Annotated in this window: 12 protein-coding genes; 8 read left to right on the top strand and 4 right to left on the bottom strand. The window is 64.0% G+C overall.

Translation table 11 applies throughout. The annotated features are described in order from the left end of the window. Positions 1-408: 408 nt before the first annotated feature. Together HDIA_RS05860 and HDIA_RS05855 are read left to right on the top strand one after the other, a co-directional pair. On the top strand, positions 409-2136 hold the full coding sequence (locus tag HDIA_RS05860; RefSeq protein ID WP_162292614.1) for a tetratricopeptide repeat protein: 1728 nt from the start codon (positions 409-411) through the stop codon (positions 2134-2136). Between the two features lie 19 nt (positions 2137-2155). Continuing rightward, a complete protein-coding gene (locus tag HDIA_RS05855; RefSeq protein ID WP_173796162.1) occupies positions 2156-3061 on the top strand; it encodes a 4-(cytidine 5'-diphospho)-2-C-methyl-D-erythritol kinase in 906 nt (301 codons plus the stop codon). Positions 3062-3126: 65 nt separating this feature from the next. Here the strand turns inward: HDIA_RS05855 and HDIA_RS05850 are convergent, their stop codons facing one another. From HDIA_RS05850 to HDIA_RS05840, 3 genes are all read right to left on the bottom strand, one after another. Beyond that, positions 3127-4140 (bottom strand): polyprenyl synthetase family protein, encoded by a 1014-nt coding sequence (locus HDIA_RS05850; RefSeq protein ID WP_099555231.1) that lies wholly within the window; start codon positions 4138-4140, stop codon positions 3127-3129. 334 nt (positions 4141-4474) lie between these two features. After that, a complete protein-coding gene (gene xrtE / locus HDIA_RS05845; protein WP_099555229.1) occupies positions 4475-6154 on the bottom strand; it encodes an exosortase E/protease, VPEID-CTERM system in 1680 nt (559 codons plus the stop codon). Positions 6155-6204: 50 nt separating this feature from the next. After that, a complete protein-coding gene (locus HDIA_RS05840; RefSeq protein ID WP_099555227.1) occupies positions 6205-6609 on the bottom strand; it encodes a hypothetical protein in 405 nt (134 codons plus the stop codon). A gap of 624 nt (positions 6610-7233) precedes the next feature. On the opposite strand from HDIA_RS05840, the gene HDIA_RS05835 reads away from it, so the two are divergent. The 5 genes from HDIA_RS05835 (at position 7234) to HDIA_RS05815 (ending at position 11064) form a co-directional block, all read left to right on the top strand. Continuing rightward, a complete protein-coding gene (locus HDIA_RS05835; RefSeq protein WP_099555225.1) occupies positions 7234-7470 on the top strand; it encodes a putative signal transducing protein in 237 nt (78 codons plus the stop codon). 2 nt (positions 7471-7472) lie between these two features. Beyond that, entirely contained in the window at positions 7473-8282 is an 810-nt protein-coding gene (locus HDIA_RS05830) for a tRNA1(Val) (adenine(37)-N6)-methyltransferase (RefSeq protein ID WP_099555223.1), read from the top strand. 81 nt (positions 8283-8363) lie between these two features. Next, complete coding sequence (locus HDIA_RS05825; protein WP_099555221.1) at positions 8364-9221, top strand: S49 family peptidase; 858 nt, start codon at positions 8364-8366, stop codon at positions 9219-9221. Between the two features lie 306 nt (positions 9222-9527). Continuing rightward, positions 9528-9698, top strand: a complete 171-nt coding sequence (locus tag HDIA_RS05820) for a hypothetical protein (protein ID WP_157775343.1) — start codon at positions 9528-9530, stop codon at positions 9696-9698. Between the two features lie 424 nt (positions 9699-10122). Then, the gene (locus HDIA_RS05815) at positions 10123-11064 is read left to right on the top strand and encodes a glycine--tRNA ligase subunit alpha (protein ID WP_099555217.1); all 942 of its coding nucleotides are present in this window, start codon (positions 10123-10125) and stop codon (positions 11062-11064) included. A 105-nt stretch (positions 11065-11169) separates the two neighbouring features. Here HDIA_RS05815 and HDIA_RS05810 read toward each other — a convergent pair whose 3' ends face one another. Then, positions 11170-11400, bottom strand: coding sequence for a CsbD family protein (locus HDIA_RS05810; RefSeq protein ID WP_099555215.1), 231 nt, complete (start codon positions 11398-11400; stop codon positions 11170-11172). 297 nt (positions 11401-11697) lie between these two features. Here HDIA_RS05810 and glyS point away from each other — a divergent pair, with 297 nt between their 5' ends. Next, on the top strand, positions 11698-13836 hold the full coding sequence (gene glyS, locus HDIA_RS05805; protein WP_099555213.1) for a glycine--tRNA ligase subunit beta: 2139 nt from the start codon (positions 11698-11700) through the stop codon (positions 13834-13836). Positions 13837-13847 lie beyond the last annotated feature (11 nt).

The raw sequence follows: 13847 nt of genomic DNA, 5'->3' as shown, positions 1-13847 counted from the left end.
ACTGCACCGTAGATGCATCCAGAAATGATGCGGCGCAAGGGATTTTGCCGCGACATGAGGTTTTAAGCGTTTGATTTTTCTATTTTACAAGGAAGGCGTGGCGGCAGCACGCCGGCCGCCTTGCACCGCTTGAAGGCCTTTGCGGCGTCATCCGGTCAGACTTGCGGCAGGTCACAATTCCGTCCATCCTCGCTGATGGAATTTGCGATGCTGGGTCAAGAGCCTTATTCGTCTTGATTCGGACAGTGGCAGCGGCCCCTAGACCGGTTGATCCCAAGGCTTCCCCGCTTCGGGCGACGGCGATCAGGCGCCCGGATGACGTGACAGGCCGACGGAGGGCCGATGATGCAGAAAGTTTGGCGCGGTACGGATGCGACGGCTGTTTGGGGCCGGCGCCCGGCGGAGCGCATGGCCAGGACCCTCGTGCTCATGTCCGGCGTGTTCCTGGCAGGAGCCGTTCCGGCCCTCGCCGAACGTCCGGCGGAGGCTCTCAATCTTCCGAGCGCCAACAGCACCAGCGGCAATTTCCTTGCGGCCTTTCATGCCGACCGGATCAAGGATCTCGACGCATCGGCGACCTATTTCACCCGTGCGCTGCAGACGGCACCCCACGATCCGTATCTTCTGGAGCGGGCCTTCGCGCTGACGCTCGCGGACGGCGAGATCAAGGATGCGCTGTCGATCGGCAAGCAGCTGATGAAGGCCAATCCGGACAACCGAATGACGTATCTCGCCTTCGGCATCGACGCTCTCAAACACGGCAAATGGTCCAAAGCGGTTGAGCTCACCTCGCAGTCCAAGGCCGACCCGCTGTCCGACCTCGTTGCCGAGGTGATCTCGGCGTGGGCCGAGCTGGGGTCGGGCAAGGCCGCCGCCGCCCTCGCCCGGCTGGACAAGCTGAAGGGGCCGCCGTGGTACGATCTGTTCCGCAGCTATCATGCGGGGCTCATCGCCGATGCCGCCGGCAAGCCCGACGAGGCGGTCAAGCGCCTGCGCGTCGCCTACGGCTATGACCAGGGTTCGATCCGCATCACCGAGGCCTATGTGCGGGCACTGGTGCGAGACGGCCAGATCGATGAGGCGAGGCAGCTTGTCGACGGGCTGCTGACGCGCATTCCCGATCACGTGGTGCTCTCGCGCCTCAGGGCCGACATTGCCGGCAAGCAGAGCATGAAGCCCTTCGTGACCGACCCGAATGTCGGAGCGGCGGAAATTCTCGCCGGGCTCGGCAACGCCATCGCCCGCGACGACGACGGCACGGATCTGGTCGCCGGCTTCCTGCAGCTCGCCCTCTATCTCGACCCGAAGACCGAGGTCGCCCGTCTCACGCTGGCGGAAATCTTCGAGCGGGCGCAGAACTACGAGCGTGCGATCGAGGTCCTGTCGGAAATCGACGACACGTCGTCCTTCAAGCGGGCCGCCGAGATCCAGATCGGGTTCGACTACAATTCTCTCGACAAGGTGGACGAGGCCCGCGCCCATCTGGAAACGGTCCTGAAAAAGAACCCCGAAGACCTGGAGGCGGCCATCGCCCTCGGCAACATCCTGCGGGTCCGCAAGATGTTCAAGGAATCGTCCGAGGTCTACACGCAGGCCATCGATCATATGGCGAGCCCTGCGGCCAAGGACTGGTCCATCTACTACTACCGTGGCATCACGCTGGAGCGGACCGACCGCTGGCCGGAGGCCGAGGCCGACTTCAAGAAGGCGCTCGAACTCAGCCCGGACCAGCCCCTCGTGCTGAACTACCTCGGCTATTCGTGGGTCGACCGCGGCGAGAACTACGACCAGGCACTCGACATGATCAAGAAGGCCGTCGATGCGGAGCCGACGGACGGCTATATCGTCGACAGCCTTGGCTGGGTCTACTACAAGCTCGGGCGCTATCAGGATGCCGTGACGCAGCTGGAACAGGCCGTCAATCTCAGACCCGGCGATCCGACGATCAACGACCACCTTGGCGATGCCTACTGGCGCGTCGGGCGCCGGATCGAGGCCCGTTTCCAGTGGGCCCATGCGCGCGACAGCAACCCTGAAACGGCCGATCTGCCGAAGATCCTGGAAAAGCTCGTCAACGGGTTGCCTGACGCCACCTCCAAGCAGGCAGCGGACGGCGACAAGCCGTCCGGCGGCTGAGCCTGGAGACAGCCTTCCCGTGACCTCTCTCAAGGCCGGGCCGGCGCCGGGAGCTCCGGCGCCGCGCTCGGAATTCGCGCGGGCGAAAGTCAATCTGGCGCTACATGTGGTCGGGCAGCGTGCCGACGGCTATCACCTGCTCGATTCGATCGTCGCCTTTCCGGCGATCGGCGACCGCCTCTCGCTCATGGAGGGCGCCGGGCTGGCCATGTCCGTCGCAGGACCGTTCGCCAGTCAGCTTGCCGATCTCGACCCGAAGGACAATCTGGTCCTGCGGGCCGCGGCCCTCACACTCGAACATGCGGGCCTCGATCCCGAAGGGGCCGGTCTTCATCTCAGGCTGGAAAAATCGCTGCCGGTCGCCTCGGGCATCGGCGGCGGCTCGGCCGATGCGGCCGCGGCCATCCGGCTCGTCTGCGATCATCTCGGGATCGAACCGGATGACGGATTGCGGGCCAAGGCGCTGAAGCTCGGTGCGGACGTTCCGATGTGCCTTGCCATGCGCCCGCTCCGGGCACGCGGCATCGGCGACGATCTCGTCCCGCTCGCACACCTGCCGGACGCCGGCATCCTGCTGGTCAATCCGGTGGTTCCGGTCGCGACGCCGGCGATCTTCCGGCGCCTTTCGGAAAAGTCCAATCCTCCGATCGAAGCTTCGGACGGCTGGGACAGCTACGCGCAGATGATCGACATGCTTTGCCTGATGAGAAACGATCTGGAAGGGCCGGCCATCGCCCTTGCTCCGGCGATCGCAGAGGTTCTCGGCGCCCTGCGCGGCTTTCCGGACTGCGCCCTTGCGCGCATGTCCGGCTCGGGCGCGACCTGCTTCGGGCTGTTCGAGACGGCCGGGAGGGCCGAAGCGGCAGCCGGCGACTTGCGACGGCTTTTCCCGCACTGGTGGGTTGCGGCGGCAGCCTTGACCTGAACCGCCCGCCCGGGCAGGGGACGAAGCCTCCGCAACATCAGTGGAAAGGTTGTCCGGCTCCGCCGTCAGTGAACGCGGCTGATGCAGAACTCGACGACATCCAGCAGAGAGCGCCGATGGTCGCCGTGCGGCATGTCTTCCAGAGCCATAAGCGCCTTGTCGCCATAATGGCGTGCCCGCTCGATCGTGGCCGGAATGGCGCCGTGGCGATGCATCAGTTCGGTCGCGGTCTCCAGATCGCCCTCGACGATCGTTCCCTGCTCGATGGTGCGGGCCCAGAAGGCGCGCTGCTGGGCATCACCGCCCCGGTGCGCGATCACGACCGGCAGGGTGATCTTGCCTTCGCGGAAATCATCGCCCGTGCGCTTGCCGAGCGAGGCGGACGAGCCACCATAGTCCAGCGCGTCATCGACAAGCTGGAAGGCAAGGCCCAGATAAAGGCCGTAGTCGGCCATCGCCTTGCGTGTCTTGTCGTCGGCTCCGGCAACGATCGGGCCGACCTCGCAAGCAGCGGCGAAAAGAGCCGCAGTCTTGGCCTCGATCACGCGGATATACTCGTCTTCGCTGGTGGAGAGATTCTTGGCCGCGACAAGCTGCATGACCTCGCCCTCGGCAATCACCGAGGCAGCGTTGGACAAGACGGCCAACGCTTCCAGAGACCCGACCTCGACCATCTTGCGGAACGCCTGCCCCAGCAGATAGTCACCGACGAGGACGCTGGCCTGGTTGCCCCAAACCATCCGTGCCGCCGCCTTGCCGCGCCGCATTTCGCTTTCGTCAACGACGTCGTCATGCAGCAACGTCGCCGTATGCATGAATTCGACGGAGGCGGCGAGCTTGACGTGTCCGTCGCCGCGATAGCCGAACATGGCGGCGCTGGCGAGGGTCAGCATCGGGCGCAGCCGCTTGCCTCCCGAATCAATCAGATGGCGGGCAACATCGGGGATCATCTCCGCGTTGGCGGCCGCCATGTCGAGAATCAGCCGGTTGACCCGCTCCATGTCCGACTGGACGAGCGAGGTCAGCAATGAAATTCCCGTATCCGGCTTTTCCTTTTCGAGGGAAGCGACAACGCCCACTCTCATGGTCTCCAATTTTCGTCATGAACCCGCACCGCCCTGCCCCTCGGACGATTCGGCTGGCCTTTCGCTGCCGCCTCATGCGCTAACAATAGGGTTCCGTCAACGGCGCGGCAAGACGCGTCGCAGATCGCGGGCCGCGGCGCGTTGGAACTCCCCGGCAAAAAGCAGCCGTCCGCGGCATGATGACCGAATACCGTCCGGCCGACGACAAAGCCTCAAATGCCGCAGAGCGCCCGAAAAACGCGGCCACGCGCGGACAAGGGCCCGGCTGGGGCCTCCATAGGCGACCGCTGGGGTAATTTGTCCTTGATCGCGCCGTGAGCGGTTCAGTTCACCACAGATCCCAACGGCCGAAGGCGAGCACCCAGACGCAAAGCAGCGCGTTGGCGACGCCGTGGGCGATCATGGCGTCGGTCAGTCGGCCGCGCACATAGCAGGCAAGGCTGAATGCGCAACCGGCGAGGATGCCCGCCACGATGTTCGAATGCATCAGGCCGAAGGCGATGGAACTCAGAAGGATCGAGGGGACGGAGAACCATCCGAAACCGACCGACGTGAAGTCTGCCCCGAAGACCCGGCGCTGCAGGAAGCCTCGAAAGGCGAGTTCCTCGATCACGGGAACGACGATCGACGTTCCAAGGATGCGGAAGGCGATCCAGACGACTGCCGCCAGGGACGACCACTGCTGGATTTCCGACGACATCGAGGCAGCGCGGGAGTTGTCCTCGTCCACCAGGACCAGCCAGAGAGCAAAAACCGCAAGGCCGATCGCCCAGGGCGCGGCGGAGACCCATGCCCCCGAACGCGCGCCACTCGAAAGGCGCGGCAGCACGCTTTGCCAATACTCACCCCGGAAGGCCCAGAGCAGACCGAGAACCGCCACCACGCGAATGGCATAGAAACGATCGAGGCCGACCGTCATCGCACCGGTGACGAGCCCGATCGTGAGCCAGGCGATGAACGGCACGAGATAGGCCGCCGCCGGATTGTCGCCCTCGCGGACCATCCGGCGGTCTTCAGTGCCGAACCAGGCGAGTTGCCGGCTGAGTGCGATAAGGCCGATGGTCACGGTGCAGAAGAACAGCCAGCCCGCCATCGAATGAAAGCCGTCCTTGGCGATGCCAGGATCGACATAGGCGCCGACGAGAACGAGCGCAGCGAGGCGAAGGCCATTGGCAAGAAAGGAAATCACTGTTCCCGCCGGAACGATGAGAAGCGCCCGGGGAAAGCGGTATTCGCCGCGGAAGCGAAACAGATAGCCGCCGAGGAAAATCCCGACCAGCGCCATGCCGGTGATGCCGGAGCAGCCGGAATCAATGATGACGGCGAATTCGCGGAGGACGATCATCCGCTCTTCGGGCACGACGTCGATGCCAACCGCAAAGAACTGCAGGATCGCAGCCGTCAGGTGCAGGGTCGGCCCCGTCAGCCATTCCCAGAACGACTGAACCACGCTGGCGAGAAAGGACATTGAAATGCCGATGGCCAGGGAACCGGCCACGATCGGCGAAATGGCGCCAAGAAAACCCAACAACGCCGGACCGAGGAAAGCCCTCGCCAGCGCGAATACCGACACGGCGGCCGAGGCAAGACAGGCCGTCAGGAGAAGGGCGGCAGCGGACGGAGAGATCCCCGTCGTTGCGAGAACCGCATTGACGATGGCGACGGACACGAGAAGGGCAGCGGCATGAATGCCGAGCCAGAGCGCATCGACGGTCTTGAGACCGATGCCGCTTGCGGCGAACTGCCGCCAAAGCCTGTCTCCCCAGAAAATGAGGCCGACAAACATCGCGCAGATCACGCCGCCGACAAAATAGACGCCCGCAAAGTTGTTGGGAAAATCCCTTCCCAGATTCAGCAGCTCGACCCAGAAGCCCGGCAGTTTGTCGAGGTCGTCACGCTGGTAGAGCATCCTCAGCACGACAAACAGCGTGAGATATTCAAGGTAGAGGATCGACGGCAGGGAGCCCATGCGCCACAGCGTCGATTTCGGCCAATTGCGGACACTCATGCCGGTCACTCAGTCTCGATGGAAGACCAACGCACTCGATCGCAGGGCGATCACGCCTTGCGACGGCGGCGGCCCGTCATCACCAGAATGCTGCCGATCACGACGGCGAACGCCGCAGCAGCGCCTTCGGCACCGACTTCCGGAGCGCGGGTCGGACCCGGCGGCTTATAGGTTCCACCCGGCCGTCTGTAGGGGTCGGGGTAGACCGTGTGCCTGGCCTGACCCTGCGAATAGGCCAGCGGGCGAAGATCGCCGCCCGGCAATTTGAAGCCGGTCTCGAACGGCCGCCCCTTCGCGAGCGGACTGTACGGCAGATAGTTCGGGGTATCGCCGAAAAGGGGGCTGCCACTGCCCAGGGGAACGAAGCCGGCCCCTCTCAGGGTCGGGTCGAGGGCCGCGCAGGAGGCAAGAGTCGGCGCGGCCAAAACGAGAATCAGAAAGCGATTTCTAAGCATGATAGACTCATTAATTATATGCATTCTTATTGCGCCACGGTGAACAAACTATTCATTTTTACCAACCGATTCAACATTCATTTGACGTAATGCTTAATTTCAAAATCTGAATTGATATGGTTAATTTTCTTGGTGAATATATAAACTTTGATTTAATTTCTATCTTTCATGTTTTTCTGAAGTACAACCCGCGAAATCTTCAATTTTACACTCGCGGCGAGTGCTGCGCCTTTTCCTCCCGCCAGCCGTTAACCAGGACCATGGCCCGTTCATGGGCTTGTCCGGGCGGCGCCGGCGATGTCTGTCACCACCTGATGAATGGACGGGACCGGCGCCTTTTTGCCCGCATGGGCGGACGACACGCTGCGGCGGAACTCCCACAGGGGAGCCTCGATCCGCGGAGCGGAGACCCCACCGGGAACTCCCTCAAGACCATGCCGGCATTGTGATTTGCGGTTCCGCCGCTACATGTTCCCATGCGATATTGACGGCCTGTGACCGTGCCGGCCGCCTGCGGCCTCTGTGCCCGGCGGGAAAGCCCTGCCAACAAGGAGGGGTACCGAAACAGGCCTGTTTCGGCCGCCGAGACGTCATCCGGGCGGTTGCGGGTGCAAGGAGCGCTGAATGGAAGAACTCATCCGTACGAACAATGCCGTCACGATTTCCTTCGCCTCCTCTCTCCTGAAAGAGGCCGGCATCGGCCATTTCGTCGCCGATGAGGCGGCCAGCATCATGGACGGGTCGATCGGCGCCCTGCCCCGCCGGCTGATGGTCGATTCCGATGCCGTCGACGCGGCGCGGCGGCTCATGGAAGATGCGGGCCTTGGCGATGAACTGCGCCCCGAAAAGCGATCCGCCTGATCATGTCGCCATCGTCGATCCGAGATGAGGCCGCCGATGCCGACGTTCCGGCCACCACCACCGACGCCTTCCTCGGCGGCAAGGTCACGGTGCGCCAGCCCGCGCGCGGCCACCGGTCGGGCTTCGACGCCGTGGTGCTGGCGGCGAGCCTGCCCGGAACGACACGCGGCACCATCGCCGACTTCGGCGCCGGGGTTGGCGTTGCGGGGCTTTGCGCGGCTGCCCGTCTTGGCGATGTCGACCTCGTTTTCGTCGAGCGCGACGAGGCCGCCCTCGTGCTCCTGCACGACAATCTCGCGGCCAACGCGCCGCTTTGCCGGTCGATGCGGATCATTGCTGCGGACATCGGGGCGACGGGACGGGAGCGCGTTGCGGCCGGGCTCACGGCCGGGCTCGCCGACCATGTGATCATGAACCCGCCCTTTCATCCGGCCAGCCGCAGCCGCCATTCGCCGGACCGGACAAGAGCGGCGGCCCATATGCTGGAGGATGGCGGGCTGGACCGCTGGATCCGCGCGGCGGCCTCGGTTCTGAGGCCGGACGGCACTGTCACCGTCATCTGGCGGGCGGACGAAGTCGCGGACCTCGTTGCCGCCCTTTCACGCAGCTTCGGGTCCATAGACCTGTTGCCCCTGCATGCGCGCGACGGCGCGCCGGCCCACCGGCTCCTCGCGCGGGCCAAACTGCAAAGCCGGGCGCCGCTTGCCCTCCTGCAGGGCCTTGTCGTTCACAACGCCGACGGATCCTATCGCGAGGCCGTGGACGCAGTGCTCCGGCATGGCGCCGCGCTCGCCATTCCCTGGCGAACCTGACGCAACTGTTGCCCCATGCCCTTGAAATCCCGTATGCAACGCTCGTGACCACCGGCCAAGAAAGCGATCGAACTCGTGTCCATGTCGAAGTCTCTCAACCGCTTCCTGCCTTCGTTTCTTCGCCGCGAGGGTGTCGCCATTCCGGTGGTTCGCATGAGCGGCGTCATCGGCAGCGGCGGCGTCCTCCGGCGCGGCCTGTCCCTGGCGTCCGTCACCGCGCAGCTCGACCGGGCTTTTGCGGACAAGAAAGCTCCGGCGGTCGCCATCCTCGTCAATTCGCCGGGCGGATCCCCGGTCCAGTCCCACTTCATCTTCCAGCGCATCCGCCAGCTTGCCGAGGAAAAATCGAAGCCGGTGCTCGTCTATGTGGAGGATGTTGCGGCATCGGGCGGCTACATGATCGCCTGTGCGGGCGACGAGATCATCGCCGACCCCTGCTCGATCGTCGGCTCCATCGGCGTCGTGTCCGCCGGCTTCGGCCTCGACAAGGCCATCGAGAAGCTCGGCATCGACCGCCGGGTCTATACGGCCGGCACGCGCAAGGTGACGCTCGACCCGTTCCTGCCGGAAAACGGCGAGGACGTGGAACACCTCAAGAACCTGCAGAAGGACATCCACAAGGTCTTCATCAACCTCGTCAAATCGCGGCGCGGCGAGGCTCTTTCGCAAAGCGAGGACCTGTTCTCCGGACTTTTCTGGGCCGGGGATGCCGCCCATGCGCTCGGGCTGATCGACCGCGTCGGCGACATGCGCCAGGATCTCAAGGCGCGCTATGGCGAGAAGACCACCCTCCGCTTCGTCGGGGCAAGCCGCGGATTCCTGCGGCGGCAGTTCGGCGCCAGCCTTCCGGGACAGGCCGGAACTCCGTCCCTTTTCTCCGCGGAGGAGTTGATCGGTGCGGCCGAGGAGCGGCTCTACTGGTCGCGTTTCGGACTTTGACCGGCCAGGGGACTGCCGGGCGGCGAGAGGTCGCAGTGGGAACAATACGGACCAGACAGCCGTTCAAGACTATGTGACGGGCGCAATTATTCAGGCTTGAACTCTCGTATTTCCGCGGCCAGTCACCATTTTGAGGAGTGTGAGAGCGCGGCAAGCCGGTTTACCGCTTTGCATCGTATTTTCACCAATTCGTCGATATCCGCTTGCCGAAGCAGGTTCTTTTATGGTGACATGCTTCTGTGACGAACGGGTCTCTAGGTTCGTTCAGGATTGTTGTTTGGGGCAGTCCTTTTGATGGGGGAATTCATGCCGCCACTCGCTACTCTCGCCGCCGTCGGTCTCGGCCTCTATATCGCTGCCCGTGTGGTCGCGCGCATGAATCAGGTCAAGATGCAGCCGGTGCCGGCCAAGGCCCGCCGCGTGGTCAAGCTTGAGCGTGACCCGGAGACCGGCGTCTACCGCCCCTCCGACCGCTGATCCTTGCCCGCGGGCAGCCATCCGATGAAAATCAGGGTTGCGGAATGACCGCAGCCTCTGGATGTTGAAACAGGTGCCTCCCCTTTCTGGCGAGCACCTGACGGCAGGCCCGGTTATGGCCTGTTCCGGCTGACGGCCTGACAGTCCGGCTCCGGCTTTCTCTCGTCCTACCGAAGACGACTTTCCTCTCCCTTGAAAAAATCTCCGCAAGCATGGTTCCATCCGCCGGGACGTTGAACTAGGTTGCGCGCGCTCGGGTGTTGCGGGCGAGTGTTCATTCGCCCTGGCGCTCCGGGTCGTGTTTCCGCGTCGAGTTTTCCAAAAACCGGTTCCCATCCCCGTTCAGGCCGGGAACAGGCCGGATTGACTCGATGTTTCAAGCGGGCGCCGTTCCGGGTGCCCGTTCTCGCATCTGGATGACGTGATGGCTGCTTCCGACAATCCGCTCGACCCGCGCCGCTCCTTTCAGGGGCTGATCCTGACGCTGCAGCAATTCTGGGCTGCCCAAGGCTGCGTGATCCTGCAGCCCTACGACATGGAGGTCGGCGCCGGTACGTTCCATCCGGCGACCACGCTGCGCTCGCTCGGCCCCAGGCACTGGAATGCCGCCTATGTGCAGCCCTCGCGCCGGCCGACCGACGGGCGCTATGGCGAAAACCCGAACCGGTTCCAGCACTATTACCAGTTCCAGGTCATCCTCAAGCCCTCGCCGGAAAACCTGCAGCAGCTTTACCTCGACAGCCTGACCGCGATCGGCATCGACCCGAAGCTGCACGACATCCGTTTCGTCGAGGACGACTGGGAAAGCCCGACGCTCGGCGCCTGGGGGCTTGGCTGGGAATGCTGGTGCGACGGCATGGAAGTCTCGCAGTTCACCTATTTCCAGCAGGTGGCCGGGCAGGAATGCAGCCCGGTCTCGGGCGAGCTCACCTACGGTCTGGAACGCCTCGCCATGTATCTGCAGGGCGTCGACAACGGCTACGAGCTCAACTTCAACGGCCTTGAGGGCGAGGACAAGGTCACCTACGGCGACGTCTTCCATCAGGCCGAGGAAGAATACTCGCGGCACAATTTCGAATATGCCGACACCGACATGCTGAAGCAGCATTTCGTCGACGCGGAGAAGGAATGCCGCTCGCTGCTCGCCAAGGGCCAGGCGGCCGGCGATGCCTCCGACCACATCCACAAGTGCGTGCTGCCAGCCTATGACCAGTGCATCAAGGCCAGCCACCGCTTCAACCTGCTCGACGCGCGCGGCGTCATCTCGGTCACCGAGCGGCAGAGCTATATCCTGCGCGTGCGCGAACTCGCCAAGGCCTGCGGCGAGGCCTGGGTGCAGACGAGGGACGGCGGCGCGGCCGCGTAAGATCGCCCTCTGCGACCGCGCGCCCGGCGCCACGAAAAAAGCCGGCCAGATTGTCTGGCCGGCTTTTCTGTTCCCCACTACCCGCAGCCCGATGTGCGCGGCCTGCTACCTGCGCTCGACGACGTCGTCGCCGGTCAGGGCATCCGCCCATTCCTCGATCCAGGCAGCGGCCTGTTCCTTCTCGATGCCGTAACGCTGCTGCAGCGTTCCGATCAGTCGGTCGCGGCTGCCGCATGACCGCTCGATCTCGCAATAGCGGTCTTCCGTCAGCTTCTCGTTGAATTCGTTGTGCTTGATCTCGCGTCGATCCACGGCCAGTGAACGCCGGTTTGTCATCTCCGCATCCTCCCTTCCCGTCTTTGGCGGACGGGCTTCATTGTCGCAGCCTCTTCAGGGGCCTTGCGTTTGATCGGCTTATGATTCTTGTTTTTTGATTCTAGCGCATCGAGGCGGTCCAGACACGCCAAAAGTCATAGGCAATCACACTAACCGGAATGACATTTGTTCCATGGTTGCCCGAAACCTGACGCGGGCGCATAGCAGACCGGAAAATCGAAGAATCTTCGGCCCCATGGGTGACAAGCGGCCCCGGAGCGACTAACAGGATGGCCGACATCCGGAGCCTCGAGGACCATGCCAGATCTTCTTATCGAACTCTTTTCCGAAGAGATTCCTGCCCGCATGCAGGATCGCGCCGCCGAAGATTTGAAGAGCCTTGTCACGGGCGGCCTCGTCGAGGCCGGTCTCACCTATGAGGGCGCCAAGGCGTTTGCGACCCCACGCCGCCTCGCGCTCACCGTCCATGGCCTCACCGCCCGCTCTCCCGACCTTTCGGAGGAGCGCAAGGGGCCGCGCGTCGGCTCGCCGGAAAAGGCGCTGGAAGGCTTCCTGCGCGGCGCTGGCCTTGCCTCGATCGACGAGGCGCGTGTCGTCACCGATCCGAAGAAGGGCGACTTCTACGTCGCCGACATCCGCAAGGTTGGCCGCGCGGCGGAAGAGATCATCGCGGACGTCATCCCGTCCGTGATCCGCGCCTTCCCCTGGCCGAAGTCGATGCGCTGGGGCTCGGGCACGCTGCGCTGGGTGCGGCCGCTGCATTCGATCCTGTGCACCTTCGGCCCGGAGACCGAGGAGCCGGTCGTCGTCGATTTCGAGATCGAGGGCATCCGTTCGGGCAACACCACCCGCGGCCATCGCTTCCTCGCGCCGGACGCGTTCACCGTCCGCCGCTTCGAGGACTATATGGCGAGCCTCGAAAAGGCCAAGGTCATCCTCGATCCGGCACGCCGGCGCGACGTCATTCTGCATGACGCGCGCGACCTTGCGCTCGCGAGCGGGCTGGAACTGGTCGAGGACGAAGGCCTTCTCAATGAGGTCTCCGGCCTCGTGGAATGGCCCGTGGTGCTGATGGGTTCGTTCGACGAGGAGTTCCTGTCGATCCCGCCGGAAGTGATCCGGGCAACGATTCGCGCCAACCAGAAATGCTTCGTGCTCAACGATCCGAAGACCGGCAAGCTTGCCAACAAGTTCCTGCTCGTCTCCAACATCGAGGCGAGCGACGGCGGCAAGACCATCGTCGCGGGCAACGAGCGCGTCATCCGCGCCCGTCTTTCGGACGCCAAGTTCTTCTACGAGCATGATCTGGGGGCAAGCCTCGAAAGCCGCCTGCCGAAGCTGGAAAAGATCACCTTCCACGAGAAGCTTGGCACCCAGGCCGAGCGCGTCCAGCGCATCGTCGCGCTTGCGACAGAGATCGCGCCGCTGGTCGGCGCCGATCCGCAGCACGCTGCCCGCGCGGCAAAGCTTGCCAAGGCGGATCTCGTCACCGGCATGGTCGGCGAGTTTCCTGAATTGCAGGGTCTGATGGGCCGCTACTACGCCACCGCCCAAGGCAAGGACCTTTCCGTCGCCGCCGCGCTGGAAGAGCACTACAAGCCGCAGGGCCCCGGCGATCGCACACCGACCGCGCCGGTATCGGTCGCCGTCGCGCTTGCCGACAAGCTCGACACGCTCGTTGGCTTCTGGGCCATCGACGAAAAGCCGACGGGCTCCAAGGACCCCTACGCGCTTCGCCGCGCGGCGTTGGGCGTGATCCGGCTTGTGCTGGAGAACAGGCTACGTTTGTCGCTCAGCCAAGCCATCAGAACAGCCTACGAAATGCATAGCGAGGCAAATAAGATTAGAAGCGAAAGTGGCGCCACCACATTTCCAGTTGGTGACCGTACTGCGGTACGTCAGGATCTGCTCTCCTTCTTCGCCGACCGGCTGAAGGTCCAGCTTCGTGAACAGGGTGCACGCCATGATCTCGTCGATGCAGTGTTTTCGCTTGGTGACCAGGACGACCTGCTGCTGATCGTCCGCCGTGTGGAGCAGCTGGGCGCCTTCCTTGAGACCGAGGATGGCGCAAGCCTGCTGGCCGGCTACCGGCGCGCCGCCAACATCCTCAAGGCGGAGGAAAAGAAGGACGGCACCACCTACGACCATTCCCACCTCGACCGGCGTCTGCTGGAGGAGACGGGCGAGGCGCAGGAGAAGGTGCTGGCTGGCGTCCTCGACGCTGCCACGGCCCATGCGAAGGCCCATGTGGACAAGGAAGAGTTCGCCGAGGCGATGGCGGCCCTTGCCGAGATGCGTCCGGCGATCGACGCCTTCTTCGACCACGTGCTGGTCAATGCCGAGGACCCGGCCGTCCGCAAGAACCGCCTCGCCATGCTGGCCGCCATCCGCACCGCCTGTCACACGGTCGCGGACTTTTCACGCATCGCGGGGTGAGGCATCGCCTC

The organism is Hartmannibacter diazotrophicus (assembly GCF_900231165.1).
Taxonomy (GTDB): domain Bacteria; phylum Pseudomonadota; class Alphaproteobacteria; order Rhizobiales; family Pleomorphomonadaceae; genus Hartmannibacter; species Hartmannibacter diazotrophicus.
This window is presented reverse-complemented; position numbering and strand designations above follow the sequence as displayed.

Bases quoted from the DNA above. Each gene is read 5' to 3' on its own strand.
- HDIA_RS05815 (WP_099555217.1), top strand. From the start codon at position 10,123: ATGGCTGCTTCCGACAATCCGCTCGACCCGCGCCGCTCCTTTCAGGGG.
- xrtE (WP_099555229.1), bottom strand. From the start codon at position 6,154: ATGAGTGTCCGCAATTGGCCGAAATCGACGCTGTGGCGCATGGGCTCC.
- HDIA_RS05825 (WP_099555221.1), top strand. From the start codon at position 8,364: ATGTCGAAGTCTCTCAACCGCTTCCTGCCTTCGTTTCTTCGCCGCGAG.
- HDIA_RS05830 (WP_099555223.1), top strand. From the start codon at position 7,473: ATGTCGCCATCGTCGATCCGAGATGAGGCCGCCGATGCCGACGTTCCG.
- HDIA_RS05835 (WP_099555225.1), top strand. From the start codon at position 7,234: ATGGAAGAACTCATCCGTACGAACAATGCCGTCACGATTTCCTTCGCC.
- HDIA_RS05840 (WP_099555227.1), bottom strand. From the start codon at position 6,609: ATGCTTAGAAATCGCTTTCTGATTCTCGTTTTGGCCGCGCCGACTCTT.
- HDIA_RS05860 (WP_162292614.1), top strand. From the start codon at position 409: ATGGCCAGGACCCTCGTGCTCATGTCCGGCGTGTTCCTGGCAGGAGCC.
- HDIA_RS05820 (WP_157775343.1), top strand. From the start codon at position 9,528: ATGCCGCCACTCGCTACTCTCGCCGCCGTCGGTCTCGGCCTCTATATC.
- glyS (WP_099555213.1), top strand. From the start codon at position 11,698: ATGCCAGATCTTCTTATCGAACTCTTTTCCGAAGAGATTCCTGCCCGC.
- HDIA_RS05810 (WP_099555215.1), bottom strand. From the start codon at position 11,400: ATGACAAACCGGCGTTCACTGGCCGTGGATCGACGCGAGATCAAGCAC.